Origin of the sequence: Hydrogenophaga sp. (genome assembly GCF_031426985.1) — a bacterium.
Lineage (GTDB): Bacteria > Pseudomonadota > Gammaproteobacteria > Burkholderiales > Burkholderiaceae_C > Hydrogenophaga.
In genome coordinates, this window is sequence record NZ_JASJOY010000085.1 from 1 (window position 1) to 25,003 (window position 25,003).

30 protein-coding genes are annotated in these 25,003 nt (G+C 69.8%); 4 read left to right on the forward strand and 26 right to left on the reverse strand.

Translation table 11 applies throughout. The annotated features are described in order from the left end of the window. The 7 genes from RMP09_RS10685 to RMP09_RS10715 all read right to left on the reverse strand — a co-directional run. Positions 1-349, reverse strand: a 349-nt coding sequence (locus RMP09_RS10685; protein ID WP_310565963.1) for an aminotransferase class V-fold PLP-dependent enzyme, incomplete at its 3' end; no start/stop codon positions are given. Between the two features lie 103 nt (positions 350-452). Beyond that, on the reverse strand, positions 453-989 hold the full coding sequence (gene iscR, locus RMP09_RS10690) for a Fe-S cluster assembly transcriptional regulator IscR (RefSeq protein WP_310565964.1): 537 nt from the start codon (positions 987-989) through the stop codon (positions 453-455). Positions 990-1,178: 189 nt separating this feature from the next. Further along, positions 1,179-3,092 carry an ATP-binding protein gene (locus tag RMP09_RS10695; RefSeq protein WP_310565965.1) on the reverse strand — a complete coding sequence of 638 codons (1,914 nt, stop codon included), beginning with the start codon at positions 3,090-3,092 and terminating at the stop codon, positions 1,179-1,181. Then, the gene (locus RMP09_RS10700; RefSeq protein WP_310565966.1) at positions 3,089-3,790 is read right to left on the reverse strand and encodes a response regulator transcription factor; all 702 of its coding nucleotides are present in this window, start codon (positions 3,788-3,790) and stop codon (positions 3,089-3,091) included. Before RMP09_RS10700 ends, RMP09_RS10695 begins: the two co-directional genes overlap by 4 nt. A 117-nt stretch (positions 3,791-3,907) precedes the next feature. Further along, positions 3,908-6,016 carry an excinuclease ABC subunit UvrB gene (gene uvrB / locus RMP09_RS10705; RefSeq protein ID WP_310565967.1) on the reverse strand — a complete coding sequence of 703 codons (2,109 nt, stop codon included), beginning with the start codon at positions 6,014-6,016 and terminating at the stop codon, positions 3,908-3,910. Beyond that, the gene (locus RMP09_RS10710) at positions 5,982-6,344 is read right to left on the reverse strand and encodes a DUF6172 family protein (protein ID WP_310565968.1); all 363 of its coding nucleotides are present in this window, start codon (positions 6,342-6,344) and stop codon (positions 5,982-5,984) included. Before RMP09_RS10710 ends, uvrB begins: the two co-directional genes overlap by 35 nt. 84 nt (positions 6,345-6,428) lie before the next feature. Beyond that, positions 6,429-6,734, reverse strand: coding sequence for a hypothetical protein (locus RMP09_RS10715; protein ID WP_310565969.1), 306 nt, complete (start codon positions 6,732-6,734; stop codon positions 6,429-6,431). A gap of 58 nt (positions 6,735-6,792) precedes the next feature. Between RMP09_RS10715 and RMP09_RS10720 the strand changes: the two genes are divergently transcribed. Further along, positions 6,793-7,386 (forward strand): 3'-5' exonuclease, encoded by a 594-nt coding sequence (locus RMP09_RS10720; protein ID WP_310565970.1) that lies wholly within the window; start codon positions 6,793-6,795, stop codon positions 7,384-7,386. An 86-nt stretch (positions 7,387-7,472) separates the two neighbouring features. Here RMP09_RS10720 and RMP09_RS10725 read toward each other — a convergent pair whose 3' ends face one another. Together RMP09_RS10725 and RMP09_RS10730 are read right to left on the reverse strand one after the other, a co-directional pair. Further along, the gene (locus RMP09_RS10725; RefSeq protein ID WP_310565971.1) at positions 7,473-7,697 is read right to left on the reverse strand and encodes a DUF3820 family protein; all 225 of its coding nucleotides are present in this window, start codon (positions 7,695-7,697) and stop codon (positions 7,473-7,475) included. Next, positions 7,694-8,518 (reverse strand): alpha/beta hydrolase, encoded by an 825-nt coding sequence (locus tag RMP09_RS10730; protein WP_310565972.1) that lies wholly within the window; start codon positions 8,516-8,518, stop codon positions 7,694-7,696. Before RMP09_RS10730 ends, RMP09_RS10725 begins: the two co-directional genes overlap by 4 nt. An 83-nt stretch (positions 8,519-8,601) precedes the next feature. Here RMP09_RS10730 and RMP09_RS10735 point away from each other — a divergent pair, with 83 nt between their 5' ends. Next, complete coding sequence (locus tag RMP09_RS10735; RefSeq protein WP_310565973.1) at positions 8,602-9,195, forward strand: lysophospholipid acyltransferase family protein; 594 nt, start codon at positions 8,602-8,604, stop codon at positions 9,193-9,195. Positions 9,196-9,339: 144 nt separating this feature from the next. Here the strand turns inward: RMP09_RS10735 and RMP09_RS10740 are convergent, their stop codons facing one another. The 4 genes from RMP09_RS10740 to RMP09_RS10755 are packed head-to-tail and all read right to left on the reverse strand — an operon-like array spanning position 9,340 to position 12,177. After that, positions 9,340-9,786: a VOC family protein gene (locus RMP09_RS10740; RefSeq protein ID WP_310565974.1), complete on the reverse strand. Its 447-nt coding sequence runs from the start codon at positions 9,784-9,786 to the stop codon at positions 9,340-9,342. Positions 9,787-9,819: 33 nt separating this feature from the next. Further along, positions 9,820-10,473 (reverse strand): hypothetical protein, encoded by a 654-nt coding sequence (locus RMP09_RS10745; protein ID WP_310565975.1) that lies wholly within the window; start codon positions 10,471-10,473, stop codon positions 9,820-9,822. Further along, positions 10,470-10,985, reverse strand: coding sequence for an N-acetyltransferase (locus tag RMP09_RS10750; protein WP_310565976.1), 516 nt, complete (start codon positions 10,983-10,985; stop codon positions 10,470-10,472). The genes RMP09_RS10745 and RMP09_RS10750 overlap by 4 nt, the downstream gene beginning before the upstream one ends. A gap of 1 nt (position 10,986) precedes the next feature. After that, the gene (locus RMP09_RS10755; protein ID WP_310566008.1) at positions 10,987-12,177 is read right to left on the reverse strand and encodes a PLP-dependent aminotransferase family protein; all 1,191 of its coding nucleotides are present in this window, start codon (positions 12,175-12,177) and stop codon (positions 10,987-10,989) included. Between the two features lie 227 nt (positions 12,178-12,404). On the opposite strand from RMP09_RS10755, the gene RMP09_RS10760 reads away from it, so the two are divergent. Beyond that, positions 12,405-13,211 (forward strand): HDOD domain-containing protein, encoded by an 807-nt coding sequence (locus RMP09_RS10760; protein ID WP_310565977.1) that lies wholly within the window; start codon positions 12,405-12,407, stop codon positions 13,209-13,211. A 24-nt stretch (positions 13,212-13,235) separates the two neighbouring features. After that, positions 13,236-13,871 carry an endonuclease III gene (nth, locus tag RMP09_RS10765; RefSeq protein WP_310565978.1) on the forward strand — a complete coding sequence of 212 codons (636 nt, stop codon included), beginning with the start codon at positions 13,236-13,238 and terminating at the stop codon, positions 13,869-13,871. A gap of 33 nt (positions 13,872-13,904) precedes the next feature. Here the strand turns inward: nth and RMP09_RS10770 are convergent, their stop codons facing one another. The 13 genes from RMP09_RS10770 to RMP09_RS10830 all read right to left on the reverse strand — a co-directional run bounded on the left by RMP09_RS10770 (position 13,905) and on the right by RMP09_RS10830 (position 24,950). After that, the gene (locus RMP09_RS10770) at positions 13,905-14,459 is read right to left on the reverse strand and encodes a histidine phosphatase family protein (RefSeq protein WP_310565979.1); all 555 of its coding nucleotides are present in this window, start codon (positions 14,457-14,459) and stop codon (positions 13,905-13,907) included. A gap of 7 nt (positions 14,460-14,466) precedes the next feature. After that, a complete protein-coding gene (locus RMP09_RS10775) occupies positions 14,467-15,390 on the reverse strand; it encodes an adenosylcobinamide-GDP ribazoletransferase (RefSeq protein ID WP_310565980.1) in 924 nt (307 codons plus the stop codon). A 3-nt stretch (positions 15,391-15,393) separates the two neighbouring features. Next, complete coding sequence (gene cobT, locus RMP09_RS10780; protein WP_310565981.1) at positions 15,394-16,455, reverse strand: nicotinate-nucleotide--dimethylbenzimidazole phosphoribosyltransferase; 1,062 nt, start codon at positions 16,453-16,455, stop codon at positions 15,394-15,396. 93 nt (positions 16,456-16,548) lie between these two features. Beyond that, positions 16,549-18,039, reverse strand: a complete 1,491-nt coding sequence (locus tag RMP09_RS10785) for a cobyric acid synthase (RefSeq protein ID WP_310565982.1) — start codon at positions 18,037-18,039, stop codon at positions 16,549-16,551. After that, the gene (locus RMP09_RS10790) at positions 18,036-19,154 is read right to left on the reverse strand and encodes an aminotransferase class I/II-fold pyridoxal phosphate-dependent enzyme (RefSeq protein ID WP_310566009.1); all 1,119 of its coding nucleotides are present in this window, start codon (positions 19,152-19,154) and stop codon (positions 18,036-18,038) included. The genes RMP09_RS10785 and RMP09_RS10790 overlap by 4 nt, the downstream gene beginning before the upstream one ends. Before the next feature lie 47 nt (positions 19,155-19,201). Then, positions 19,202-20,173 carry an adenosylcobinamide-phosphate synthase CbiB gene (gene cbiB, locus RMP09_RS10795; protein ID WP_310565983.1) on the reverse strand — a complete coding sequence of 324 codons (972 nt, stop codon included), beginning with the start codon at positions 20,171-20,173 and terminating at the stop codon, positions 19,202-19,204. Positions 20,174-20,180: 7 nt separating this feature from the next. After that, positions 20,181-21,188, reverse strand: coding sequence for a biotin synthase BioB (gene bioB, locus RMP09_RS10800; RefSeq protein ID WP_310565984.1), 1,008 nt, complete (start codon positions 21,186-21,188; stop codon positions 20,181-20,183). 16 nt (positions 21,189-21,204) lie between these two features. Further along, entirely contained in the window at positions 21,205-21,774 is a 570-nt protein-coding gene (gene cobO, locus RMP09_RS10805; RefSeq protein ID WP_310565985.1) for a cob(I)yrinic acid a,c-diamide adenosyltransferase, read from the reverse strand. Next, complete coding sequence (gene cobA, locus RMP09_RS10810; protein WP_310565986.1) at positions 21,764-22,516, reverse strand: uroporphyrinogen-III C-methyltransferase; 753 nt, start codon at positions 22,514-22,516, stop codon at positions 21,764-21,766. Before cobA ends, cobO begins: the two co-directional genes overlap by 11 nt. Continuing rightward, positions 22,506-22,868: a (2Fe-2S) ferredoxin domain-containing protein gene (locus RMP09_RS10815; protein WP_310565987.1), complete on the reverse strand. Its 363-nt coding sequence runs from the start codon at positions 22,866-22,868 to the stop codon at positions 22,506-22,508. The genes cobA and RMP09_RS10815 overlap by 11 nt, the downstream gene beginning before the upstream one ends. Then, positions 22,865-23,881 carry a precorrin-3B C(17)-methyltransferase gene (gene cobJ, locus RMP09_RS10820; RefSeq protein ID WP_310565988.1) on the reverse strand — a complete coding sequence of 339 codons (1,017 nt, stop codon included), beginning with the start codon at positions 23,879-23,881 and terminating at the stop codon, positions 22,865-22,867. Before cobJ ends, RMP09_RS10815 begins: the two co-directional genes overlap by 4 nt. Further along, complete coding sequence (locus RMP09_RS10825; RefSeq protein WP_310565989.1) at positions 23,878-24,708, reverse strand: CbtA family protein; 831 nt, start codon at positions 24,706-24,708, stop codon at positions 23,878-23,880. Before RMP09_RS10825 ends, cobJ begins: the two co-directional genes overlap by 4 nt. A gap of 47 nt (positions 24,709-24,755) precedes the next feature. After that, positions 24,756-24,950 carry a CbtB domain-containing protein gene (locus RMP09_RS10830; protein WP_310565990.1) on the reverse strand — a complete coding sequence of 65 codons (195 nt, stop codon included), beginning with the start codon at positions 24,948-24,950 and terminating at the stop codon, positions 24,756-24,758. Positions 24,951-25,003: the final 53 nt, after the last annotated feature.

Below are 25,003 nucleotides of genomic sequence, written 5' to 3' on the forward strand. Positions count from 1 at the left end.
GCTCCAGCTCGCGCATGGTGTCCAGCACGGCCTTGTGCTCGGTCTTCACCGTGATGAGGTGCTTGCCCTTGGTCTTGTAGAAGTGCGCCGCACCCTTGAGGGCCAGGTTGTTGGACTCGGTCGCGCCGCTGGTCCAGACGATCTCGCGCGGGTCGGCGTTGATCAGGGCCGCCACCTGTTCGCGGGCGGTTTCGACGGCTTTTTCAGCTTCCCAGCCCCAGGCGTGGCTGCGCGAAGCCGGGTTGCCGAAGTGTTCGCGCAACCAGGGAATCATGGCGTCCACCACCCGCGGGTCGCAGGGGTTGGTGGCGCTGTAATCCATGTAAATGGGAAAGTGCGGCGTGCTCATGGCGGCAGGTTCTTGGTATGAAAATCGTGGGAACGGGACGGAGCGCTCCTGCAAACAGGAAGACCACCGACCCATCGAATGCCGGTGCGGACACCGGCCTCGCTCATTTGGACAGCGCGACGCCTCCGAGGGCGAACACCGAGTTCGGGGCGTTCACACGGATGGGCTTGACCACGGGCGCGCTGGAGATCGCCCGCTTGATCAGGGGCACGTTCTCCACCACAACACCCTTGGCGATCTGCTCGTCCACCAGGGATTGCAGCGACACGGAATCGAGAAAGTCCACCATTTTGGCGTTCAGCTGCGCCCACAGTTCGTGGGTCATGCAACGGTTGCCCTCGCCGTGGCAATTTTCCTTGCCACCGCACTGGGTCGCGTCGATGGGTTCGTCCACCGACACGATGATGTCCGCCACCGTGATGTCGGCGGCCTTGCGGCCCAGCGTATACCCGCCGCCGGGGCCGCGGGTAGACTCCACCAGTTCGTGGCGGCGCAGCTTGCCGAACAGCTGCTCCAGATACGACAGCGAAATTTGCTGCCGCTGGCTGATGGCCGCGAGCGTGACGGGGCCGTTGTTCTGGCGCAGGGCCAGATCGATCATGGCGGTGACCGCAAAGCGGCCTTTGGTCGTGAGGCGCATCTCAAGCTCCTGGTTGTGTGGCTTGACTGTCGTAGGAAGGTTTTCGGGGCCAAGCCCCCAAAACCGCTGCTCCGCCCACCCACCACGCTGAGCGTGGTTCTTGTTGCCGAAGTTTCCCGACTGTTTTCGTCGAGTATACCGCTAAACCCAAGTGATTTGCTCGGCTACCGAATTTTACGCCTATTTGTCCTAGACAAAATCAGGTCGCTGCGCATCCGACACGGCTCGTGTGTCGAACATAAAGCTCACACAGGTGCCCGGCTGAGCCGACGAAAAACGCACCGTGGCGCCGATCTCGGCCGCCCGCAGACGGATGTTGCCGATGCCCCGGCCGCCCCCCTGGAACACCGCGTCGGGCATGGAACCGAGCCCGACCCCGTTGTCGGCCACGCTCAGGCCGATGCGGCCACCCTCCTCCCAGGTGCGCACCGTGACCCGCGTGGCGTGCGCGTGCTTGACCACGTTGGCGAACACCTCCTGCAGGCAGCGAAACAGGTGCATCACGCCACGCGCTTCGAGCCCGGGCACAGCGGGCACCTCTTCCACCTGCCACACCAGCTCGATGCCCGCCGCCTGCAGCGCCGGCCCCACGCGCTGGCGCAGCGTGCCCAGGATGGTGGGGAGGTCCCCGTCCATTGGCTCCAGCGAATCCAGGGTCAGCCGCAGTTCGTCCAGCGCGTGGTGCAGCATGGACGCCACCGCCTCGCTCTCGATCCGCTGGCCACTGCTGCGCACCATGTTGAGCGTCTGCACCAACTGGCTGCCCAGGCCGTCGTGCATGTCGCGCGTCAGGCGCCGGCGCTCGGCTTCGAGCACGCGCTGGCTTTCCACCGACTGCAGGCGCTCGAACACCGCATGCAGTTCCTGTTCGCGTTCGCGCACCTTGCGCGCCAGCTCGGTGTTGTGCCGGGCCACCTGTTCCATGGCCACCGCCGTGCGCCGCACCAGCACCCAGCCCATGGCGAACATCAGCACCAGGCTGCCGGGCGTCATCCAGCGGATGTCCACGTCACCGGGCAGCCCCATCTGCACCACCAGAAAGTCGCGCAGCCCCGTGACCATCACCGCCAGCCCCACCACCACCATCATGCGCTGGTTGACGTTCATGCCCCAGCGGGCGCGGTGGATCACGGCCAGCAACGCCGCCACACAGACCAGCACGATCACCCCGGTCCACAGCCGGTAGAGCTGGTAGTTCGCCGTCCATTCCAGCATGGCCAGCCAGAACGGACCCAGCGCCATCATGGCCACCACCAGACGGCGCACGATGCCCTGGCGGAAGTCGAACAGCTCCGACATGAACAGGTACACGAAACCGCAGTACCAGGTGAAGCTGAGCTTGTGCACGTAGTCCCAGAGCGGGAACGGCCCCGGAACGAAGATGGGCGTGGACAGCCACAACCGGACCGTCAGCACCAGCAGGCCGCCACCGAGCAGGCCGAACAGGCGCTCGGTGGTGCGCACCCAGATCAGCAGCGAGAGCAGGCCCATCATGAACGCCGAGGCGGTGACCATCCAGGTCAGGTCCACCTGCCACCAGCGGAGCCAGCGGTAGCGCGCATTCAATGTGTCGCGCGGCCCGACCCACACCGGCGACAACCCACTGATGCGCAGCGACTGCCCCTGCAGCTGGATGTCGATGCGGTTGTCCGCCCAGACCGGCGCCATGAGCGCCTGCGGCAAGGCCACGAAATGCGCGTGCGTGCCGGCGTCGCAGTAGCCGGGGCCCCGTCGCCAGCACTCGGCCGCCACCTCGTGACCGTTGAATTGCACCCGGTAGTGCACCCCAGCGCGGGGCAGCAGCACACCCAGGCCGTCGTCCAGCGGGGCATCGCCCAGCGCCGCCGGCAAGCGCAGCCGGTAGGTGGCCTGCCCCGACCAGTCGCGCCGTTCGTTGTGCCACACATAAGGCAGGGCGACGGCCTGTGCGGCGGTCGTGTTGATGACCAACAGCTCGGCACGGTTGATGACGTGCGCACCGGGCATCTGGCCCACGCGGGTGACCAGCGCCAGCAAAACCAGCATGCCCACCACCAGCACGGCGGCCCACAGATAGGCCGGCACACGGGCCAGCGCCTGCAGGGGCCGCAGCACAGGCCTCACAGCAGGCCGCGCTCCTGTGCGGCGCGCACCACCTGCACCCGGCTGTGCACCGCCAGCTTGCGGTACAGGTTCTTGATGTGCGTGCCCACCGTCGCCGGCGAAATGCCCAGCTTGTGGGCAATTTCCTTGTTCACATAGCCCTTGGCCACCAGCTTGAGCACATCGGTCTCGCGCTCGGAAAGCAGCACCTCCCCGACCAGATCGCTGGGCGGGAAGTCGGGCAGCGAGTCCTGCACCGCGCGGAACTGCTTGAGCAGCAGGCGCGCGAGCAGCGGCGAGATGGGCGCCCCGCCGTCGCGGATCTGTTCGATCGCCTCGATCAGCTGTTCACCCGAGCAGCCCTTGAGCACGTAACCGGTGGCGCCCGCCTCCAGCGCGCCGACCAGGCGCGACTCTTCACCGAACACGGTGAACACCAGCAGTTCCGCGTCGGGCTGGTGGCGCGCCAGCAGGCGCAGCACGTCTTCGCCCCTGCCGTCGGGCAACCCCAGATCGACCAGGAAAACGTTGGCGTCGCACAGCAGCGCTTCTTGCCGGGCCTGGGCCAGGCTGCCGGCCTGACCGATCAGTCGCCAGTGCGGGCGCAGCAGCAGCGTCTGCTGCACAAAGTGCAGGATGGTGGGATCGTCCTCGATCAGGTAGATGCGCGTGTCCTCGATCGGACCGCTGCTGCCCTGCGCGGGTGGCGTTGCTTGCATGTTGGAATCGATGGCCAGGTGTTGCGACCACGTCCTGCCCGTAGGAGGCCGTCGGACTTGGAATGCCGACAGCCTCCAGGGAGTTCCCTGCGGGGTCGCTTGTGCCGCGATTGTGCGTCAGGCCACGTGGTCCAGACCGGGTGCGCCGAGCACCCTTTCCTTCAAACGGTGGAGCTGATCGCGCATCTGCGCGGCCTTTTCGAACTCCAGGTTGCGCGCGTGTTCGAGCATGAGCTTTTCCAGCCGCTTGATCTCGCGCGCCATGTCCTTCTCGCTCATCTCGTCCACGCTGGCGCGCAAGGCGCTCTCGGCGGCCAGGCGGTCGGCTTCCTTGCCGGCCTTTTCGCTGTAGACGCCGTCGATCAGGTCCTTGACCCGCTTGTTCAGCGCCCTGGGCGTGATGCCGTGTTCGACGTTGTAGGCGGTCTGCTTGATGCGCCGCCGCGCGGTCTCGTCCATCGCCTTTTTCATCGACTCGGTGATGCGGTCGGCGTACAGGATGGCGCGGCCGTTGAGGTTGCGCGCGGCGCGGCCGATGGTCTGGATCAGCGAGCGCTCGGCGCGCAGGAAGCCCTCCTTGTCGGCGTCCAGGATGGCCACCAGCGACACCTCGGGAATGTCCAGGCCTTCGCGCAGCAGGTTGATGCCCACCAGCACATCGAACGCGCCCAGGCGCAAGTCGCGGATGATTTCCACCCGCTCCACCGTGTCGACGTCGCTGTGCAGGTAGCGCACCTTGACGCCGTTCTCGGTCAGGTAGTCGGTCAGCTGCTCGGCCATGCGCTTGGTCAGCGTGGTGATGAGCACGCGCTCGTTCTTCTCCACGCGGATGCGGATTTCCTGCAGCACGTCGTCCACCTGGTGGGTGGCGGGCCGCACCTCCACTTCGGGGTCCACCAGGCCGGTGGGGCGCACCACCTGCTCCACCACCTGGCCGGCGTGGGTCTTTTCGTAGTCGGCCGGCGTGGCCGAGACGAAGATGCACTGGCGCATGCGCTGCTCGAACTCGTCGAACTTCAGCGGTCGGTTGTCCAGCGCGCTGGGCAGGCGAAAGCCGTACTCCACCAACGTGGTCTTGCGCACCCGGTCGCCGTTGTACATGGCGTTGAGCTGGCCGATCATCTGGTGGCTCTCGTCCAGGAACATGATGGCGTCGCCCGGCAGGTAGTCGGTCAGCGTGGCGGGCGGGTCGCCCGGCGCGCTGCCGGCCAGGTGGCGCGAGTAGTTCTCGATGCCCTTGCAGTGCCCCACTTCGCTGAGCATTTCCAGGTCGAAGCGGGTGCGCTGCTCCAGCCGCTGCGCTTCCACCAGCTTGCCCATGCCCACCAGCTGGCCCAGGCGCTCGCGCAACTCTTCCTTGATGGCTTCGACCGCGCTGAGCACCTGCTCGCGCGGCGTCACATAGTGGCTGCTGGGGTAGACGGTGAAACGCGGGATCTTCTGCCGCACCTTGCCGGTGAGGGGGTCGAACAGCTGCAAGCTCTCGACCTCGTCGTCGAACAGCTCGATGCGGATCGCCATCTCGCTGTGCTCGGCCGGGAACACGTCGATGGTGTCGCCGCGCACGCGGAACTTGCCGCGCGAAAAATCCTGCTCGTTGCGGCTGTACTGCATGCGCACCAGCTGGGCGATCAGGTCGCGCTGGCCGGCCTTGTCGCCTACGCGCAGCGTCATCACCATCTGGTGGTAACTCTCGGGCTTGCCGATGCCGTAGATGGCCGAGACGGTGGCCACGATCACCACGTCGCGCCGCTCCAGGATGCTCTTGGTGCAACTCAGCCGCATCTGCTCGATGTGCTCGTTGATCGCGCTGTCCTTCTCGATGAACAGGTCGCGCTGCGGCACATAGGCCTCGGGCTGGTAGTAGTCGTAGTAGCTGACGAAGTACTCGACCGCGTTCTTCGGGAAAAACTCGCGGAACTCGGAATACAGCTGCGCCGCCAGCGTCTTGTTGGGCGCGAACACGATGGCCGGCCGCCCCAGGCGGGCGATCACGTTGGCCATGGTGAAGGTCTTGCCCGAGCCGGTCACACCCAGCAGGGTCTGGAAGACCTCGCCGTCCTGCACGCCTTCGACCAGCTGTTCAATGGCGGTGGGCTGGTCGCCCGCGGGCGGATACGGCTGGAACAGCTCGAACGGCGAGCCCGGGTGGCTCACGAACACGCCCTCGGCGGGCGTGTCGGTCACGACTTCATGCAGCGGGGTGGTCGTCGGTGTCGGCGTCATCCGGGGATTGTGCCGGAGCCTCGGCGCCTTCGCCGGCCGGGCGGGCCACCCACTGGCGCCGCACCGGCTTGGCCAGCAGCTCCACGTAACACTGCGTGGCGCCACCCTGGGCCAGCGCGTCGATCAGGCGGTTGAGCTCGGCCGTGTGCACGGTCTCGGCGGTGTCTTCGCTGGCCCCCAGGCGGCAATCGAAGTCCCAGAAATCGGTCTCGGCCGGCAGCGGGCGGCGGCGCTCGCGCGCCATGTACTTGCGCAGCTCGTGCTTGAGGGCGTCCCGCACGCGGTCGGAGTGGCGGCCTTCGCGTTGCAGGGGGAAAGTCTTTTTCATGATCGGTCCTTTTGGGGAATGGTGTCGCCCGGTCAGGACGGAAAGCCGGCGATTATCTCAGTTGAGACATCGCGCCCCGGCGAATCACCCCAGCCGGATCTCGTAGCCGCCCTCGTCCAGGTGCCGGTGCGGGCCGAAAACCGCTTCCAGCGCGGCCGTTTCGGCCAGTTGCCAGCTCTCCAGCACGGTGCGCTGGTCCGCCGACAGGCTCTCCGGGTCGGGCGTTTCGCCGTGTTCGGCCACGATGGCCTGCCAGGCCGCGTAGACCGGCGCCACCAGGGCGGCGTCGCCCAGAGTGGCTTCCAGCGCCTGGCGGAACAGGCGTTCGGCCGCCTGCCGCTGGGCGGGCGAGGTGTCGTCGGGCACGTAAAGCTTGAGGGTGTAGGTCATGCGGCAGGTCACAGAACTCAGGGGGTCACAATCGCCGGATTATTCACGCAGGCCCCACATGAACACCACCCGCCCCACCCCGAGCAAGGAAGAGATCGCCCTGCTGCCCGAATTTCCCCGCGTGGGGCTGGACCGCATCACGCTGGTGAACACCGGCCCGCAGGCGCGTGAGGCGGTGGCCGCGCTGCGCGACCACCCGGCCTGGGGTTTCGACACCGAGAGCAAACCGACTTTCCGCGTCGGCGAAGTCTCGGACGGACCGCACATCGTGCAGCTGTCCACGCTGCAGCGGGCCTGGGTGTTCCAGCTGTTCGACGACGTCTGCCGCGACCTGGTGGCCGCCCTGCTGGCCGAGGCGGCGCACACCAAGGCCGGCTTCGGCCTGGGCGACGACACCAGCCGCATCCGATCCAAACTGCGGGTGGAGCCGGCCGGCGTGCTGGAACTCAACCACCTGTTCCGCGAACGCGGCTACCGCAAGGACATGGGCGTCAAGGGTGCGGTGGCGGTGCTGTTCCAGCAGCGCTTCATCAAGTCCAAGAAGGCCGCCACCTCCAACTGGGCCGCCCCGCAGCTGAGCGAATCGCAGCTGGTCTACGCAGCCAACGACGCCTACGCCGCCGCGCACGTGCTGGCCGCGTTGCAGGGCTGAAGCTGACGGCCCCACGCTCCGCCACTAAGCGGGTCGCTGCCCCCAAGGGGGCTGACCAGCCTTGGGGCGGCCCGGCGGCGGGCCCTTCAGCGCCGCGGGTGCAGCCGGCGCAGCGGCGCCAGCAGCTCGCCCAGCCCGTTGTGGTCGATCTCGTGCATCAGCTGCAGCAGGCGGCCGATGTCGCTTTTGGGGAAGCCCTCGCGCGCGAACCAGTTGAGGTAGTTGCCCGGCAGGTCGGCGATCGGCGTGCCCTTGTGTTTACCAAAGGGCATCTCGGTCGCGATCAGGCGTTCCAGGTCGTCGGCTTTCATGCGGCTCCGGTGGATTCGTCCAGCCACACACGCACCGTGGCGTGGAACTGCTCGGGCTTCTGGTGCATCAGCCAGTGGCCGGCGTCAAAACCCTGCACTCGGCTGCCGGGCGTGGTGCCCAGCGCCGCCAGCCAGCGCGCCGAATGGAACATGAACGGCTTGCGCTTGCCAAAGCAGAACAGCGTCGGGATCTGCGGGCCGAACACCTTGTCCACCCGCGCCACGCCGCGCAGGCCGCCGTACGAACCGAACCACTGCATGGCATAGGGGTAGTTCATCTGCCAGCCCATGCGGTCGGGCGCGGTGCGGCAACCGATCTTGCGCGCCATGAAGCGCGTCATGCGGTCGGCCAGGCCGGGCAGCACCCGGCCGAGCTTCCAGGCCACGGCCAGCCACAGCTGGTAGCCGGCGATCATCCGTTTTTCCTTGCCGGTGAGCGCCTTCAGGTAGGCGCCCGAATTGGTGTCGCCAATGTCGGTGGCCACCACCCGCGCCACCCGCTGCGGATAACGCGCCGCAACTTCGTAACCAAAGAAGCAGCCCCAGTCGTGCAGCAGCAGCGTCACGGGTTCGTCGGGGCTGACCGCGTCCAGCACGGCGGCGACCAGCTCGCACATCTGGTCCACCGACACCGGGCGCGGCGGCCGTGCCAGGTCAAAACCCGGCAGGCACAAGCGCACGCAGCGGTAGCCGTCCTGCAGGGCGGCCACGGTCCCGTCCCACAGCGCCAGCGTGTCGGGCCAGCCGTGCAGCATCACCACCGTGGGCCCCTGGCCCTCGATCCGCACCGTCAGGTCCTGCACGTCCAGGCTTGGGGTCATGGCTTGATTCCCGTCAAATGAAGTGGCGGCGATGGTAGCGCCCCGCATGGGCCGGCGGCTGTCGTGCACGATACTCACGCCCCATGCACCGCACCATCTTCACCACGCCGGTGGTCAACACCCTGCTGCGCGGCTTCTCGCTGGCCGTCCTCAAGCTCACCGGCTGGACGGTCGAGGGCGCACTGCCCCCGCAGGCGGCCAAGAGCGTGTTCATCGCCGCCCCGCACACCAGCAACTGGGACCTGCCCTACACGCTGATGGTGGCCTTTGCCCTGCGCCTGAACCCGTACTGGATGGGCAAGCACAGCCTGTTCAGGGGCGTGTACGGCCCGGTGATGCGCTGGTTCGGTGGCATCTCCGTCAACCGCGAACAGAGCAACAACCTGGTGGTCGCATCGGCCCAGGCCATCCGAGAGGCCGATGGTCCGCTGCAGCTGATCGTGCCGCCCGAAGGCACGCGCAGCAAGACGCGTTACTGGAAGACCGGCTTCTATTACATCGCCCAGACCGCGGGCGTGCCCATCGTCATGGCCTACATGGACTACGCCAGCAAGCGCAGCGGCCTGGGCCCGCTGTTCCAGCCCACCGGCGATGTGGACGCCGACATGGCCGCCATCAAAGCCTTCTACGCGCCGTTCAAAGGCAAGAACGCCGACCAGTTCGAGACCGCGGCCTGAAATAGAACACCCCCCGCGCCGCTTCGCGCCCCCCCGCAAGGGGGGCGGCACTGGCCGTCCGGCAAAGCCGGCCCGGCGGGGCCTCTGGAGCGGACCGTCTCGTGCTCCGTGGGCGGCGCGAAGGCACAGCCGAGAACCGAACCCTCAGCCCTGCAAATCGTCCCAGTGGTCGTGGCGCTCGCGCCGCTCGGCGCGGTAGTTGGTCACTTCCAGGCGCACACCATCCGGGTCGGTGAAGAACGTCGCCCAGTAGTCGGGCGCGTAGTCGCCGTGCAGTGCCGCCGGCGTGGCGGCGATGCCGGCCGCGTTCAGCGCCTCGGCCACCGTGCGCACATCGTCCACCGTGTCCACCCGCAGGCACAGGTGGTGCAGGCCCGGCGCATAGGGCTGGTGCGGCAGGTCCACCCGCGCCGGCCGCAGCACATAGCCGAAATGGCGGTTGTAGTACTGCACGTGCGGCTCGCCACCGAGGGCGAAGCTGTTGCGTCGAAAGCCCAGCACGCCGAGGAACACGGTGTCGTAAAACGCCTGCGAGCGCGCCAGGTCCGACACGGTAATGTAGAGGTGGTCGATGCCGATCACGGGGGTCATGCAGGGCTCCAGGCCGGTGGGCGGTGTGGGATGTCAGCGCACCAGCTGGCGCGTGCGCGCGGTGTAAGCGAGGTCCATGCCATCGATGTCGTCCACCGACAGGATGGGCGCGTACATCAGGTCTGCCGGGTCGCTGGTGCGCTGCCAGCCCAGCCGCATCTCGCCCACGATGCGCATCAGCATCTTCTGCACCCGGGCACTGACCACGTCGCCGGGCGCCGGGCTGCCGTCCTTCGCGTACAGCAGCCGCGCCACCGACAGCACCGAGGTGCGCTGCATCGGGCTGTGCATCGAAAACTGGAAGCGGAAGTTCTGCGACCGGGCGTTGATGTCACGGTCCGTCAGCACGATGAAGTAGGTGCGCGGTCCCGCGTCCTGCAGGCGTTTGGCCAGCGTGCTGCCCAGCGCCAGGTAGTCCTCGCCCGCGAACTGCTGGCCGCCCGGCAGTGGGGCCAACGGGCCCGGCGGCACCCACAGCGAGGCCTTCACCCACAGCCCTGTGTCCTGCGTCAGCGCCCGCGCCACCTGGGCCGCCGCCTGCTCGGCCACGCCGTCGGTGGGCAGCAGGTACAGCGCCACGCTGTCCACCACGCTGGCCCCCGGCACGGGCTGGTTTTGCGCGCTGGCCCAGCGGGGCGCGAGCAGCGCGAGGCCGGACACGATGGCGGTGCGGCGTAGCAGGTTCATGCGGTGGCTCCAAACGCGGGGTGAAAAGTCACCGTGCCGCTGGGCAGCGCGTCGGTGAACGGCAGCACCATGAAATATGCCGGTGGGATGCCGGGGTACACCAGCTGCGCCGCATGGCGAAAGCCGAAGCGCTGGTAGTAGCCGGGTTCGCCCACCAGCATGCAGCCTGCGGCGCCCTGGTCGCGCAGCGCCTGCAGCGCGGCCTGCATCAGCGCCGAGCCGATGCCTTGTCGCTGGTGTTCAGGCAAGACAGAAATCGGCCCCAGCCCGCGCCAGCCCGGCGCGCCGTCGGACACCAGCACCGGCGACGTGGCCACGTGCCCGACCAGCACCCCGCCCTGCTCCGCCACCAGCGACACGCTCAGCGCGCCGGCGCGGCGCAGCGCGTTGACGATGAGGGCCTCGGTGTGCGCTGCGTGCGGCGCGTGAAGAAAGGCCGCCGTCGTGAGGGCGGCGATGGTGTCGGCCTCCGCGGGCGCTTCGGGCCGGATGCGCAACACCGTCGACGTCATGTCACACCGCCTGCCCCAGGCGACCCACGCCCTCTTCAATCTTCTCCACCCCCACGGTGGCAAAGCTCAGGCGCAGGGTCGCGTGGTCGGGGTTGTTGGCGTAGAACGGCGCACCCGGCACGAAGGCCACGCCTTTTTCGATCGCGCGTTTGGCCAGTTCGCCGCCGTCGGCGACCTTGCCGCCCGCACCGGTCAGGCGCGCCCAGACGAACAGGCCGCCTTGGGGTTGCACGAACTCGATCGCATCGCCCAGTTCGCGGCGCAGGGCGTTGCCCATGGTCATCGCGCGCTCGGCGTAGACCGCGCGCACCTTGGCCAGGGTGGCGGGCATGCGGCCGGCCTTGAGGTATTGCGCTGCGGTGGCCTGGGCGAAGGTGCTGGTGTGGGCGTCGCTGAACTGCTTGCACATGGTGGCCTTGGCCAGCAGCTCGGCCGGGCCGACCATCCAGCCCACCCGCAGACCGGGGCTGAGCACCTTGGACAGCGAGCCGCAGTGCACCAGGCGCTCGCGGCTGCCGGGCACGCTGGCGCTCAGGGCCAGCAGGCTGGGCGGTGGCGCGTCGCCGAAGTACAGGTCGCCGTACGGATCGTCTTCCACCACCAGCACGTTGTGCTGCACGGCGAGTTCGAGCACTTTCTTGCGGCGCTCCAGGCTGAGCATGGCGCCGCTGGGGTTGCCGAAGGTGGGGATCAGGTAGATGAACTTGGGCTGGTGTTCGACGATGAGTTGTTCGAGCCGGTCGGTGTCCACGCCCTGGCCGTCCACCGGCGCACTGACCAGCTGCGCGCCGTACAGGCGGAAGCACTGGATGGTGGCCAGGAAGGTCGGGCCTTCGACGATGACCTTGTCGCCGGGGGAGATCAGCGTCTTGCCCAGCAGGTCCAGCGCCTGCTGGCTGCCGGTGGTGACGATCAGGTCGTTGGCGCTCACGCCCTGGTTGCCCTTGCTGGTCATGAAGGCGGCCAGCTGCTCGCGCAGCGGGTTGTAGCCCTCGGTGGCGCCGTACTGCAGGGCGCCGCCGGGTTCTTCGGTCAGCGCGGCGTTGACGGCCTCGCGGATGCCGTCGACGTCAAACATCGCGCTGTCGGGGAAGCCGCCGGCAAAGCTGATGATGCCGGGCTTGCCCAGCAGCTTGAAGAGTTCGCGGATGGCGGAGGTTTCGACGTTGTTCAGGCGGTCGGCAAAGGGGATCTGGAAGGACATGGCGGGTCTCGACAGGTGAAAACACGGGGTGTTGCCGATGGTAGCGCCCCGCCCACACCGCGCAGCGCGCCTGTGTCCCGGCGCGCATCCCGGGGTCAACCGGGGGCATCCGGGACCTTAAATGGCCGTGGTTTGGGTCGGTTTTTGGGGGGTTGCGCCCACAGGCAAACCGGAAGAATCTATCGTATGACTGCCATTTCGACCGGAGCCTCCACATGACCGTGGCCGAATTCTTCAAAGACCTGACCCTGCCCACCATGCCCGAGGTGGCGCACGCGCTGATCCGCTCGCTCAACGAGGAAGACGTGCCACTGCCCCACCTGCGCGATGCCATTGCGCGCGACCCCGCGCTGGCCGTGCAGTTGCTGCGCCTGGCCAACAGCGCCCACTACGGCCACCACCCGAAGGTGGGTGGCATTGAAGAAGCCATCACCCGCGTGGGCATGAACCAGGTGCGCGCGCTGGCCCTGGCCTCGTGTTTCAACGACGCCTTTCCGATCTCACCCGGCCTGGACCGCGAGGCGTTCTGGCGCGCCAGCCAGGCCCGCGGCGGCCTGAGCCAGTGGCTGGCCAACGGCATCGGGTCGAACAGCGAACAGGCCTGGCTCAGCGGCTTCATGGTGCGGCTGGGCGAACTGCTGATGGGCATGAAGTCGCCGTCCTGTGTGATGGAGTTCGAACGCCAGCCACAGGTCCCGGGTGAACGCTGGCAACGCGAGCAGGCCATGATGGGCCTGAACGAAGGCCAGGTGAGCGCCGAGCTGGCGCGCTGCTGGAACTTCCCCCACAACATGATCCAGGCGCTGGACGCCGCCGCCGCCCCCCTGGCGGCGCAACCGTTTTCGCGCCTGGGTGCGGTGCTGCACGTGGCCGAGCTGCTGGCCGCCGCCCCCGAGCCCACCGCCCAGGCGGTGGACGGGCTGCCGGCCGACGTGCTGGCCGCGCTGGACGTGGACGCGGGCTGGATGGTCGAGCGCCTGCCGCAAGCCCAGCGCTACGTGGACGCGTCGCGCCTGCACTGACCCCCGGCCGATACACTGCGCGGCATGAAACCCGCGCAGATCGAGGCGTTTTTCGCCACCCTCCAGGCCGCCAACCCGCACCCGGTCACCGAGCTGGAATACACCAGCGTGTTCGAACTGCTGGCCGCGGTGCTGCTCTCGGCCCAGGCCACCGACGTGGGCGTCAACAAGGCCACGCGCAAACTCTTCCCCGTGGCCCACACGCCGCAGCAGGTCCTGGACCTCGGGCTCGAAGGCCTGGAGTCGTACATCAAGACCATCGGCCTGTACCGCAGCAAGGCCAGGCACCTGATGCAGACCTGCCAGATCCTGGTGGCGCAGCACGGCGGCCAGGTGCCGCGCACCCGCGAAGCGCTCGAAGCCCTGCCCGGCGTGGGCCGCAAGACCGCCAACGTGGTGCTCAACGTCGCCTTCGGCCAGCCCACCATGGCGGTGGACACGCACATCTTCCGCGTCGGCAACCGCACCGGCCTGGCGCCGGGCAAGACGCCGCTGGCGGTGGAGCAGCAGCTCTTGAAACGCGTGCCGCCCGCCTACGCCGTGGACTCGCACCACTGGCTGATCCTGCTCGGGCGCTACGTCTGCCAGGCGCGCAAGCCGCTGTGCCACCAGTGCGCCGTGTCGGCGTATTGCGACTTCAAGCCCAAGACCACGGGCTGAGTCACGGACGGGGTGGCTGAGCGCGCCCGCCGATCAAAGGTCCAGCACCATCCAGCCGCCCGGCTCGGGCGCTTCGCGCGGCCACTGGCTGGCGTAGCGGATCGGCCCACGCCCGTGCGTGGCCACGTACTGCGCGGCGCGGATCACGCCCGCGTGCGTCACCCACACCGCTTCGCCCACCGCCTGGGTGCGCAGATCATCCAGCGCGTCGGCCACACGGTCGATGATCTGCTGCGTGCTCTCGGCCCCGCCGAAACGGTGGTGGGCGAAGTCGGCCATCCAGGTGTCGAAGGCGGTGCGGGGAATGGCGTCCCAGGGTTGCAGTTCCCAGTCGCCGAAGTCCATTTCGTTGAGGCGCGGGTCGGTGAGCACCGGCCCCAGGTCGGGCCGCAGGCGGTGCAGTTCGCGGGCCAGTTGCTGCGCACGGCCCAGGCCCGACACGCACACCGGCAGCCCCGCCGGCAGCCGCGCCGCCGCCGCCACGGCCGCGACCCGCGTGAGCGCCGGGTCGGCCGGCACGTCGCTGGCGCCGTAGCACAGCCCCGCTTCCAGCGTGACCCGGGCGTGGCGCAGCAACCAGAGTTTCACCAGCGCCTCATCCCAGTGCCAGGGCCATGCCCAGGTAGAACAGCAGTTCGCTGAGCTGCTGGGTGGCGCCCAGACCGTCGCCGGTGAAGCCGCCCAGCCGGCGCTGCAGCAGCCGCCACATCCAGGCCAGGCCCACCAGCGCACCCAGCACCGCCGGCAGCCAGGGCGCGCCGGGCGCCAGCCAGCCGGCCAGCGCCAGGGCCGGGACCCACCACAGCAGGCCGACGACCAGCCCGCGGGTGGCAATGCTCTCGGCCAGCGGTTTGCTCTTGGAGCTGGGCGTGTCGCCCACGTGCGCCAGGGTGCGGATGACCAGCAGCGGCATCAGGCGCGAGGTGACGTGCGCCGCGAACAGCGCCAGCGCCGCCAGCCGCGCGCCACCGGCCTGCGCCAGCAGGCCCAGCAGCGCCACCTTGGTCACCAGGGCCAGCACCAGCGCGATGGCGCCGTAGCTGCCGATGCGCGAGTCTTTCATGATGTCCAGCGCACGCTCGCGGCTGACCGCGCCGCCCAGGCCATCGGCCGTGTCGGCCAGGCCGTCTTCGTGGAACGCACCCGTCAGCCAGACGCTGAACACGGTGCCGAGCACCGCCGCCACCCAGACCGATGCGGGTTGTGCTGGCAACGCCTGCGTCAGCCCCCAGAACACCCCCGCGGTGAGCCCGCCGACCACCCAACCCACGCCGGGGAAGTGCGCCGCGCTGGCGCGCAGCATGGCCGGCGAAAAGCCCACCCAGTCCGCCAGCCGCCCGGTGACCGGGATGCGGGTGAAGAACTGAAGGGCAATGAGGAAGTGACGGAGGAACAGGCCCTCCCCCCTGCGCCGCTGCGCGTCTTCCCCCCTCTCCTGCGGGAGGGGGGACGCAGCCTGCGGCCCGGCGGAGCCGGTTCCGCGGCTGCTCTGGAGGGGGTCACCTCGCTCGTCTGACATGGCTTACTGTTGAACAGCCGCGTTGGCTTCATCCTGCCGCGACACGCCGGCGGATTCGAAGCTGGCCATCTCGCGCAGGATGGCGCAGGCGCTCATCAGCAGCGGCCAGGCCAGGGCCGCGCCCGAGCCTTCGCCCAGGCGCAGGCCCAGGTCCAGCAGCGGTTCGGCCTTGAGGTGCGCCAGCATCAGCGCGTGGCCTCGCTCGCCCGAGCGGTGGGCAAACACGCAGCGCTGCAGCACCGCCGGCTGCAGGGCCGACGCCACCAGCACGGCCGAGCTGGCGATGAAGCCGTCGACCACGATGACGCGTCGTTCGGCCGCCGCCTGCAGCACGGCCCCGACCATGGTTGCGATCTCGAAGCCGCCGAAGGCCGCCAGAGCGTCCAGTGGTTCGATGGCGTCGGGGTGGCGCGCCAGCACCTGGCGCAGGATGCCGATCTTGCGCTGCACCGCCTCGGCGTCCAGGCCGGTGCCGGCTCCCGTGCAGTCCACGATGTCCAGCCCGGCCAGGCGGCTCATCAGCAGCGAGGCGGCCGAGGTGTTGCCGATGCCCATCTCGCCCAGCAGCAGGGCATTGCCCGGCAGGTCTTTCACCAGGGCGGCGCCACTGGCCAGGGCCACCGTGCACTGCGAGGTGGTCATGGCCGGGCCTTCCAGCGCGTCGGCGGTGCCGGGCGCCACCTTGTTGATGACCAGCCCCGGGCGCGGCGCAAAGTCGTGCCGCACGCCGCAATCCACCACCGTGAGGCCGATGCCGTTTTGCCGCGCCAGCACGCTGACCGCCGCACCGCCGGCCAGGAAGTTCTCGACCATCTGCCAGGTCACATCGCTGGGGTAGGCCGAGACACCGCGCGCGGCCAGGCCGTGGTCACCGGCGAACACCACCAGTTGCGGGTCCTTCAGCGTGGGCGCTTCGCTGCCCAGCGCCAGGCCGATGCGCTGCGCCAGGCGCTCGATCTGGCCCAGCGAACCCAGGGGCTTGGTCTTGTTGTCCAGCAGGTGCTGCAGGCGGGCGGCCAGTGCGGGCTGGGTGATGTCGTCGATGGTGGGGACAGTGAAAGGCATCAGGCATTCTCCAAAACAGAAGCATTACAGGGGACGGGTCCATCCAGCACACACCGTGGAACCGGCTTCGCCGGGCCACTGGTGTGGTCCCCCTCAGGGGGGAAGACGCGCAGCGGCGCAGGGGGGAACGATCAATGCGTCGAGCACACCCGGCTCGACGTGTTGTTCCAGAAAATCGGCGAGACCGTCGAACACGGTCTCCAGCGTGGGCACGGTGGCGCCGAACAGGGCGCGCAGCACGGCCGGGTCTTCGAACAGGCCGTGCAGGTAACAGCCCAGCACGTTGCCCGCAGCGTTCTGCCAGGCCAGGCCGGGGATGGCCTCGCGGGCGATGTCGCCCTTGGCGGCCATGGCCGGGTGCTGCGCGGTCTGGCCGTGGTGGATTTCGTAGCCCGAGGCGCTCACGCCCGACAGCGCAGCCCAGGGGCCCATGAGGGGCCCGAACGTCGCGGTCGTGCGGCACACGGTCTTGTCGGCGTCGAAGGCGGTCACCAGCGGCAGCAGGCCCAGGCCCGGTGCGTTGCCGTCGATGCCGTGGGTATCGATCAGCGCTTCGCCCAGCACCTGCAGCCCGCCGCAGATGCCCAGCACCGCCCCGCCCCGCCCCGCATGCTCGGCCACCGCCTGGTCCAGCCCCTGCTGGCGCAACCAGGCCAGGTCGGCCGCGGTGGACTTGGAGCCGGGCAGCACGATCCAGTCGGCCGCCGCGCAGTCGGCCGGCGTGCGCGCCCAGACCAGGCGCACCCCCGGCACGTTTTTCAGCGGCTGGAATTCGTCGAGGTTGCTGATGCGCGGCCAGGCGATGACGGCGATGGTGGTCTGCACCGCGCCGGCCGCCCGCGTCTTGTCATCGAAAACACCATCTTCTTCCGGTAGACCATGCTGCCACCACATGGGCAGCGTGGCGACCACCGGCACGCCGGTCAGGTCCTGCAGCATCTGCGGCGCGGGGGCCAGCAGCGTCGCATCGCCCCGGAACTTGTTGAGCACGAAGCCGCGGATCAGCGTGCGTTCGTCGTCGGGCAGCAGCGCCCAGGTGCCGTAGAGGTGGGCGAAGGCGCCGCCGCGGTCGATGTCGGTCACCAGCAGGCAGCGCGCGTTGGCGTGGCGGGCCACGCGCATGTTCACGATGTCGCTGGCGTGCAGGTTGATCTCGGCCGGCGAGCCGGCGCCTTCGATCACCACCACGTCGTTTTCTTCGCGCAGGGCATCCAGCGCGGCCGCGATGGCGGGCCAGACCTTGGCGCTGCGGCCGCGCCAGGGCATGTCGCTGAGTGTGCGGCTGACCTCGCCCATCAGCACCACCTGGCTGTGCGTGTCGGCCTCGGGCTTGAGCAGCAGCGGGTTCATGCGGACCTCGGGCTCGGCTTTCGCCGCGAGGGACTGGAAGTACTGCGCCGATCCGATTTCGCCCTGCCCGCCCGCCGCACCGGCCACCACCCGCGCGTTGTTGCTCATGTTCTGCGCCTTGAACGGCGCGACCTTGAGCCCCTGGCGCGCGTAGTGGCGGCACAGCGCCGTCGTCAGCCAGCTCTTGCCGGCCCCGCTGGTCGTGCCCAGCACCATCACACAGACCGCAGTCATGATTCGAAAGCCCCCCTGCGCCGCTGCGCGTCTTCCCCCCGGTGGGGGGACGCACCTGGTGGCCCGGCAAAGCCGGTTCCACGGGTGCCTTGAACCTGACTTCCCTTCGTTGCCGGGCGGACGGCCACAGGCCGCCGGGACTGATCGCCCAACGCGTCGGCCAAGGCGGCCTGCGCATCGGGCGGCAACACGCCCAGGCGCCAGTGCGCCGGCAAGCCCAGCGAGGTCGTGTCGCGCAGTTTGATGCCCCGCGCACGCAGGGCGGCCACGTCGACCGGGAACGGCGCGCGGGCACAGAAGTAGTTGGCCTCGCTGGGCAGGCACCACCAGCCGGCGTTTTGCAACAGGTCCAGCTGCAGGGCTTTCCAGCGCGCCAGCAGCGTCCGGCTCTGCGCCAGCCAGTGCTGCGCATCGGGCAGCACCCAGGCCGACAGCATGGCCACGGCGTGCGCGCCCAGCGGCCAGGACGGCGCCAGCCGATCCAGCCGGCGCGCCAGCGCCAGGCCCTGCAGCGGTGCGATGGCGTAGGCGCCGCGCACCCCCGTCAGGCCCAGCGCCTTGTTGGGCGACCAGAGTTGCCAGACGCGGTCCAGCGCGGTGGCGTCCAGGCTGCAGCGGCCGCTCAGGCGCAACGGCTCGTAGGCCCGGTCCAGCAGCACCACGGCGGCGGCATCGGCCACCGCGGGCGCCGTGGCCTCCGCCACGCCGCACGGGCTGGAGGGCTCGCACAGCCAGGCCAGGTCGGCCTGCGCCGGGTCGTCGACCCGCGCCAGCCCCCAGGCCTGCGCGGCGTGCGCGTAGTCGCCGTAGGCCAGCGCCGGCAGCCAGACACGCTGCCCTCCCCCGCTGGCCACCGCAGCGGTGAGCCGCGCGATGAACTCGCTGGCACTGCCGGCCACCACGATGCGTTCGGCGGCGACGCCGTGGAACGCCGCCAGCGCGCCGCGCAGCAGCTGGTAGCCCGGGTCGGGGTAATGCGCCGCATCGGCCCGCTGCACGGCGGCCAGCGCCGACGGGCACGGGCCGCAGGCGTTGGCGTTGGTGGAGAAGTCCCAGCGCGGCACGCCCTGGGCATCGGGTCCGCCGTGGAGATGGCTCACGGCATCTCCCTCCATGCTGCGCACTGCGGGGCGAGCGCCCTTCGGAACGGCCGGGGGGGCGCTCATGCAACCACCTTTCCCATGCACACCGCCGCAGCCGTCACCGCCAGCAGCGCCACCACGCGGCCCGCCAGCCGCAGGGCGCGTGCGGTGTCGATCGCCTGCGGGTGTCGCCCGGCCGGGTGCAGGGTGTACACGCCGGGTTTGGCCAGGCGCACGTCCAGGGCCAGCGCCATGGCGGCCATGGGCCAGCCGCTGTTGGGCGAGGGTGTCAAGCCGGCCTGCGCCCCCAGGGCGCGCCAGCGGCCCGCTGCACCCAGCAGCCCGAGCAGGCCAGCGGTGAGGCGGGCCGGTGCCCACGACAGCACATCGTCCGCCCGCGCCGCCCACTTGCCGGCCCAGGTCCAGTCGCGCCCACCGCGTTCGCCACGGTAGCCCCACATGGCGTCGGCGGTGTTGGCGAAGCGGTACAGGGCCGCGCCCGGCAGGCCGGCGACGGCGAACCAGAACAGCGGCGCCACGACGGAATCGTTGAGGTTCTCGGCCAAGGTCTCGATCGCGCTCTCGCGCACCTGTCCCGCGTCCAGCGGGTTCACATCACGGCTCACCAGCCAGGCCAGCCGCGCACGCCCAGCGGCCAGCGATTCGCCCAGCGCGGCTTCCACCGCCCGCACCTCGTCGCGCAGCATGCGCCAGGCCAGCAGCGGCTTGAGCAACAGCCCCAGCAGCAGGGCCTGCCCCAGCGGGTGCAGATCCGTCATCGCCGTCCACAGCCCGGACGCCACTGCAACCACCAGCGCCGCGCCGATGCTCCAGCCCAGCGCCCCGCCCCAGAACTCGGCCCCCGGCCGCGGCACCGCGGCACCGGCCGCGCGCGACACCCGGCGACCGACCGCGCCCAGATAGTGGCCCATGGCCACCACCGGGTGCAGCCGCGCCGGCGGTTCGCCGAACAGGCGATCCAGCGCCAGCGCGACCAGCACCGCGCCGGCCAGCACGGCGGCGTCGGTGGTGGGCAGACCGGGAAGGTTCATGGCGTGATCAGGCGTGAGCGCGGGTGGTGTGCATGCCCATGCGTTGGAGCAGGTCCTGGTCCGCCTCCACATCCGCATTGCCGGTCACCAGCAGCTTGTCGCCGTAGAAGATGGAATTGGCGCCGGCCAGGAAACACAGGGCCTGGGTCGATTCGTGCATCTGCCGGCGCCCGGCCGACAGGCGCACCTTGGCCTTGGGCATGGTGATGCGGGCCACGGCCACGGTGCGCACGAATTCCAGCGGGTCCAGGTCGGGTTCGTCGGCCAGCGGCGTGCCCGGCACCTTGACCAGGTGGTTGATGGGCACCGACTCTGGGTACGGCGCCAGGTTGGCCAGCTGCGCGATCAGCCCGGCGCGGCCGGCGCGCGATTCGCCCATGCCGACGATGCCGCCGCTGCAGACGCTGATGCCCGCCTCGCGCACATGGCCCAGGGTGTCCAGGCGGTCCTGGTAGTCGCGGGTGCTGATGACGTTGCCGTACAGCTCGGGCGCGGTGTCCAGGTTGTGGTTGTAGTAGTCCAGCCCGGCGCCCTTGAGGCGCTGCGCTTGGTCGCCCGTGAGCATGCCCAGGGTGCAGCAGGCCTCCAGGCCTTCGTCCTTGACCACGCGCACCAGTTCCTCGACCTTCTCCAGGTCGCGGTCGTTGGGCGCGCGCCAGGCCGCGCCCATGCAGAAGCGCGAAGCACCGGCCGCCTTGGCGCCCAGCACGGCTTCGCGCACGTCTTCGGCCGTCATCATCTTGCTGGCGGCCACGCCGGTCTCGTGGTGCACCGACTGCGGGCAGTAGCCACAGTCCTCCGGGCAGCCGCCGGTCTTGATGGACAGCAGGGTCGCCAGCTCCATGTGGGTCGGATCGTGGTGCTCGCGGTGCACGGTCTGCGCGCGGTGCAGCAGCTCGGGGAACGGCAGGTCCAGCAGGTCCTGCACGGCGGCCACGGACCAGCGGTCGGTCTGCGCCGGCGCGGGCTTGGCCGGGCGGTGCAGGGTCACGGGGGATTCAACAGCGGCGTTCATGTTCGGTTCTCCAGGTTCAGTCTTCAATGCCGCGCTGCGCCGGGATGCCGGCGTTGAACGCGTGCTTGATCTTGGTCATCTCGGTCACGGTGTCGGCCAGCTCGACGATCTCGGGCGGGCAGCGGCGGCCGGTCAGGCAGACGTGCACGTGGCCGGGCCGCTCGCGCAGGGTCTGCAGCACATTGTCCAGCGGCAGCCAGCCGTAGATCAGCGGGTAGGTGATCTCGTCGAGCACCACCAGGAAGTGTTCGCCCCCCAGGATGGTGGCACGGGCCTTTTCCCAGCCGTCACGCGCCAGTTGCGCGGAGCGTTCCAGGTCCTGGCTCTTCCAGCTGAAGCCATCGCCCAGCCCTTCAATGGGGATGCCGATCTGCTCGAACATGCGGTGCTCGCCAAACCGCGCGCTCGGCACCTTCATGAACTGGTAGATCTTCACCGCCTTGCCGCGGCCGTGGGCACGCAGCGCCAGACCGAAGGCGGCCGTGCTCTTGCCCTTGCCGTCGCCGGTGTTGACGATCACGAGGCCGCGGCGCTCGCCCTCGGGCTTGTCGTAGGGCTTTTCAGCCGGTGGGGTTTCAATCTGCATGGAAGTCGGGGCTCAGTTGCACCGTCTCGCCGATGATCAGCAAGCCGGGTTGGGGGCCGTAGGCCGGCGCCCGCTCCACCAGGCGGCGCAGGCTGCAGGCCAGCACGGTCTGGGTGGGGCGCGTGCCGTCGCGCACGATGGCGGCCGGCGTCTCGGGCGGCAGGCCGTGCGCGATCAGCCGTTCCGCGATCTGCGCCAGGCGCTGGATGCCCATGTAGAACACCCGCGTCTGCCCGGGCCGCGCCAGGGCGCGCCAGTCGTGCGTGGCATCGTCGTCGGCCAGGTGGCCGGGCAGGAACACGCAGCTGGCCGCGAAGTCGCGGTGCGTGAGCGGAATGCCCGCCGCGGCCGAGCAGCCGCTGGCGGCGGTGACGCCGGGCACCACCTCGAAGGCGATGCCTTCGGCCTGCAAGGCCTGCACCTCTTCCCCGCCTCGCCCGAACACGTAGGGGTCACCGCCCTTGAGGCGCACCACCCGCCGGCCGGCCCTGGCGTGCTGCACCAGCAGCGCGTGGATGCCCTGCTGCGGCACGGCGTGGTCGCCCAGGGCCTTGCCCACGTACACGCGCAGCGCCGTGGCCGGGATCAGGTCCAGCACCTCGGACGAGATCAGGCGGTCGTGCACCACGACCTCGGCCCGTTGCAGGCGGTCGAGCGCGCGCAGGGTCATGAGGTCGGCCGGGCCCGGCCCCGCGCCCACGATGGCGACAAAGCCTGCGGGGGACTTCGGCTCATTCGGCATCGGCGCCTCCCGGTCCCTGGTGGAACACCAGGTCCTGCACCACCTGCCCGCCCACCAGGTGCTGCTCGACGATGCGGTCCATGTTGGCGTCGGTCACGTTGTAGTACCAGGTGCCGTCGGGCTGCACGCACATCACCGGCCCGCCCTTGCAGGCGGCGAAGCAGCTGACGCGGCTGCGCTTCACGCGCAGCTCGCCTTCGTGCAGGCCGGCGGCCTTGAACTTCTCGCCCAGGCTGTCGAACAGCGCCTGCGACTGCCCGTCCTGCGTGCAACGGGGGCCGGTGCAGACCAGCAGGTGGCGCCGGTAGCTGCCGATCTTCGGCTTGACCACCTCCGGGGACTCCGCGCTCACGCCTCGGACTCCTCGGCCGTCTCGTCGGCCGCCGCCTCGGGCGGCTGCGCCAGCGTGGCCGCGATGTAGTCCACCGGCAGGCGGTGCGCCTGCGCCAGCTGCTCGACGCTGGCGCCCGCGGCGTGATCGGCGATCAGGCTCTCCAGCCAGCCGTTCAGGCCGGTGCTCAGCGAGCGGCCGGCTTTTTCGCCGTCGCGCGTGCTGCCGCCTTCGGCCATGTCGTACTTGTTGGCGTAGCCGCGCGGGGTGACCATGAGCCCGTGCTGCACCACCGTGTTGCTGTTGCCGATGAGTACGGTGCTGAGCATGCCGATGTCGTGCTCGCTCATGCGGTCCAGCGTGGTGAACTCGATGTGCTGGCGCCGGCGGTAGGCGCTCTTGACGATGGCCACCGGCGTGTCGGGGCGGCGGTGGCGCAGGAACAGGCGCTGCGCTTCGACGATCTGGCGCGTGCGGCGGCCGCTCTTGGGGTTGTAGAGCGCCACCACGAAGTCGGCGCTGGCCACCGCGTCCAGCCGGCGCGCGATGGTCGGCCAGGGCGTGAGCAGGTCGCTCAGCGAGATCGCACAGAAGTCGTGCGTCAGCGGCGCGCCCACCAGGGCGGCGCAGGCGTTGAGCGCCGAAGCACCCGGCACGATCTCGACCTCCACCGCGTCCTCGGGCGTCCAGCCGGCCTGGAACAGCACCTCGTAGGTGGGGCCGGCCATGCCGTAGACCCCGGCATCGCCCGAACTGATGAGCGCCACCTTCTTGCCCAGGCGGGCGGCCTCCAGCGCGCTGACGGCGCGGTCCAGCTCTTCGGTCATGCCCTTGCGGACCACTTCCTTGCCGTCCAGCAGGTCGGCCACCAGCTTGATGTAGGTGACGTAGCCGACCACCACGTCGGCCTCGGCGATGGCGCTGCGGGCGCGGGCGGTCATGTGGTCGGCGTGGCCGGGGCCGATGCCCACCAGCATGATCTTGCCGGCCGCGGGCGCGCCGCCGGCCGTGTTCAGAGGGGTGGTGTCGTTCATGGCTTCAGGCCTTCCGATGGGGTTGCCGCGTTAACGGCGAGCGAAGGCGCCGCCAGCGGCAGCGCCTCCCGCACCCAGCGCGTGAAGGCCCATGCCGAGGCCATGCCCAGCGACAGCCAGAAGCCCACGGCGATGCCGTGCGTCACCCACACGAACCGCTGGCCCAGGTCGCGCAGGACCTGTTGCGCCTCGGGGCCGAAGCCCGCCAGCGGGTCGCTGGCGATGTGGGGCGCCCCCACCGCGAACGGCAGCACCAGACCCACCACCGCCGCCGCCCAGCGCCAGGCGCCGCGACCGTAGGCCAGCGCAGCGCAGGCCGCGGCGGCGCCACCGGCGGCCAGCAGCCACCAGCCCTGGCGCGAACCCAGACGGGCCGCGTCCATGCCGGGGATTTCGGCCGGCAGGCCCAGCGCCGGCCACAGGTGCAGGCTCAGGAAGCCGGCCGCCGCCACCCCCAGGGCCAGGGCCCAGCGGGGGGTGTTTGCCGCACGGCGCCACACCCACAGGCACAGGGCCACCAGCGCCAGCAGCGCCATGGCAAAGCCGTGCAGCACATTGGCCACCCAGGTCCACAGGCTGCGCTCAGCACCGTCCTGCGGTGCCCAGGCTTCGGTGGCGGACGGCTGGTGGTCGTGGTCATGGTCGTGCACAGCGGCCTGGGCCGCGTGCGCATGGGCCGGCTCGGGCGAACTGAGCTTCTGGTCCTCGAAGGTTTCGGCCTTCAGGATGAGGGGCACGGCCCAGCGGTGCTGCACCAGGGTCTGCAGGCTGCCCACGAGCAGCGCCACAGCCAGGGCGGCCCAGATCAGGCGTTGGAAGAGTTTCATGGCGGAGGGTGGTTGGATCGGGTTCACGGGGCCGGGGCCGCCGCGCTTCAGTGGCAGGGCTTGACGGTCACGTGGCGCACATCGTGCGCCGCGTTGTGCGCCAGCGGCCTGTCGGCAAACGCCACGCCGTACAGCACCACCAGGCCCAGGGCGGCGGCGGCGATCAGGGGGCGCAGCAGGGCGGCGCTGGTGGACGCGGTGGTGGTGGTGGTGGTGGTGGTGACAGCGGTGGTAGAGGTCATGGGAATCTCCTGATCAAAGGCTAGGGGTTGACGAAAAGGGAACACAAAACAAA